Annotated in this window: 3 protein-coding genes; 2 read left to right on the forward strand and 1 reads right to left on the reverse strand. The window is 44.1% G+C overall.

Annotation, left to right across the window (positions count from 1 at the left end):
* Positions 1-293 precede the first annotated feature (293 nt).
* Entirely contained in the window at positions 294-1,598 is a 1,305-nt protein-coding gene (thrC, locus tag MICAI_RS12055; RefSeq protein WP_002783420.1) for a threonine synthase, read from the forward strand.
* Between the two features lie 106 nt (positions 1,599-1,704).
* Entirely contained in the window at positions 1,705-1,980 is a 276-nt protein-coding gene (locus MICAI_RS12060) for a MoaD/ThiS family protein (protein WP_008202166.1), read from the forward strand.
* A 290-nt stretch (positions 1,981-2,270) separates the two neighbouring features.
* On the opposite strand, the gene MICAI_RS12065 is transcribed toward MICAI_RS12060, so the two are convergent.
* Positions 2,271-2,738: a DUF29 domain-containing protein gene (locus MICAI_RS12065; protein WP_008202168.1), complete on the reverse strand. Its 468-nt coding sequence runs from the start codon at positions 2,736-2,738 to the stop codon at positions 2,271-2,273.
* Between the last annotated feature and the right edge of the window lie 171 nt (positions 2,739-2,909).

The raw sequence follows: 2,909 nt of genomic DNA on the forward strand, positions 1-2,909 counted from the left end.
TACCTACTTAAAGAAAAATTAGGGTTTATTTCGATAAAATTAGCAGTAAATAGGCTGTAACCTCCTAAAAAACTTAAATCCCTTTTCCTAGTTCTTGTTTTGACCTGAAACTACACCGAAGTTTTCTGACACGGCAGCCCAACCATCTCCACTTAACCCTTGCTGCTCCCCAGATTATCCCCTAGTTTTTGTATAAATTTATACCCGACTATTTTTGTCGGGTATATTTGACACCAAGATTTTGCCGGTGATAGGATGTGTGTAGATTCAGTTGACGGCAAGACAGGAAAATCATGACCCTAGCGACAAACATCGAAACCTCAAAATTCATCCCCACCTTTACCCGCTTGGTTTCTAAGGAAGGAGGGACCTCCTACCCCCTGAAAGCGCTGAATATCTGCGAAGAAACCTTTGCCCCCCTAGAAGTGGACTACGATTACGACCTCATCCGTCGCACCGTTACCAGAGAAAGCATTCAAGCAGGTCCCAATTCCATCTGGCGCTATCGTTCCTTTTTGCCGGTGGAAAGTGAAAATCCTATCGATGTGGGTACGGGTATGACTCCCCTAGTTAAATCCCACCGTTTAGCTCGGCGCTTGGGTCTAAAAAATCTCTACATTAAAAATGATGCCGTCAATATGCCCACTCTCAGCTTCAAAGATAGAGTGGTATCCGTCGCCCTTACCCGGGCCAAAGAATTAGGTTTTACTACCGTTTCCTGTGCTAGTACGGGAAATCTCGCCAATTCCACCGCCGCTATTGCTGCTCACGCCGGTTTAGACTGTTGTGTTTTCATTCCCTCCGATTTAGAAGCGGGCAAAATTCTCGGCACCCTAATCTATAATCCCACGGTCATGGCAGTTAAAGGCAATTACGATCAGGTTAACCGTCTCTGTTCAGAAGTGGGCAATACCTACGGTTGGGGTTTTGTCAACATCAATCTGCGCCCCTACTATTCCGAAGGTTCCAAAACTTTAGGCTTTGAAGTGGCTGAACAATTAGGCTGGAAACTCCCCGACCATATTGTCGCACCTTTAGCCAGTGGTTCCCTCTTTACCAAGATTTATAAAGGCTTCCAAGAATTCGTCAAAGTCGGTTTGGTGGCAGATAAAGCAGTGCGTTTTAGTGGCGCTCAAGCGGAGGGTTGTTCCCCCATTGCCCAAGCTTTCAAGGAAGGACGGGATTTTGTCGCCCCAGTTAAACCCAATACTATCGCCAAATCGATCGCTATTGGTAATCCCGCCGATGGTGTTTATGCCCTTGATATTGCCCGTAAAACTGGCGGTAATATTGAATCCGTCACCGATGCCGAAATTATCGAAGGTATTAAACTTTTGGCAGAAACGGAGGGCATTTTCACAGAAACCGCAGGCGGTACAACTATCGCTGTCTTGAAAAAATTAGTAGAAGCGGGTAAAATCGACCCCGAAGAAACCACGGTCGTTTATATCACCGGTAATGGTCTAAAAACCCAAGAAGCGGTACAGGGTTATATCGGTGAACCCCTGTTAATCGAACCGAAATTAGAAAGTTTTGAACGGGCCCTGGAACGTTCCCGCACCCTCGAACGCCTCGAATGGCAACAGGTTCTCGTCTAGAATTGATGTTCGGGGATGATGGGGCAATTATCCTCTTGCCTCATCTCCACAAGCAATTTAAATTCGCGTGCAGCTTACCGTCCTTTCCACTTTTTCCTTGATATCTATGGCTGTAAAAGTTCTCATTCCTACTCCCCTGCAAAAATTTACAGAAAATAAGGCTACCATCGAGTGTAGTGCTAGTAATGTCGGTGATTTAATCGAATCCTTAGAAGCAAGTTTCCCCGGTATTAAGGCCCGCTTATGCGATGAAGAGGGCGCACCCCGGCGCTTTTTAAATTTCTACGTCAACAGTGAAGATATTCGCTTCCTCGATGGGACAAAAACCCCCTTAAAAGATGGCGATGAAGTCAGTATCGTTCCTGCGGTGGCTGGAGGTTAACCTCCCCATAAGTTTGTTTTCCGTCAATTGTAATTAAACCCCTAGAAAGTGATGTTTTCTGGGGGCTTTTGTTCAGGTAAGTTTTAGTTAGGGTTGCCAGAAAAACCTAATCTTTGTGTCCTTTGTGCCTTTGTGGTTGTTCATATTATTAAGTAGGTAGGCACAATTATTTGTAGGATGGGTTAGCGGTAGCGTAACCCATGCGGGCGTTGGGTTTCATGCTTCAACCCAACCTACGTTCATTTTATATTTAATTCCACCCACCTACTTATAAGCTGAGACACATTTGGTCAATTGCCATAGAAGTTCTCATCTAAGATTTGCTCTGGCAAGAAAGGACAAATTTGAGGATAATCATTTTCTGGGGGAATCCGAACACCAAATTGAGGGAGTTTCCCTTCCTTAATTGCCACTTGACGAGCATCTGGATAAGCTTCCTCAATGGCAGTTTCTAGATAGGATTTCAGGGAAGGAGTATCGCGTAAGTTTTTCTCAATTCGCTGGCGATGCTCAATAATAGAACAATACCAGCTATCCTTCATTGATGGCGGTGCGTCGTGCTGTACTTTTAATTTGAGCAAATGAGCCAAAAGAATCATCAAATTACTTTCTAAAGTTCTTTTTTCCGATTTTCCCAACTCGGTTAACTCCTCAATTAAGTTATCAGTATCCAGCGCAGCAAATTCCCGCTTCTGTAGGTGGCTAATTGTTGTTGCGAGCCATACTTGAAAATCTTGTTCGTAGAGAGTTTTGGACATAGCGATAAGTTGTTCCTTCGAGTCAATAACTAGATTGATAACTAAGCGGCTACAATTCTCAAGGCGTTACTAATTTCTAGCTTCCCTTGTAGTTTACCAAAAAATCACCTAAAATTGAAACTAAGTAGGTAGGCGTTAAAAATTATCAGATGCCCCCCTTATTAAGGGGAG

This window comes from Microcystis sp. T1-4, from assembly GCF_000297435.1.
Taxonomy (GTDB): Bacteria; Cyanobacteriota; Cyanobacteriia; order Cyanobacteriales; family Microcystaceae; genus Microcystis.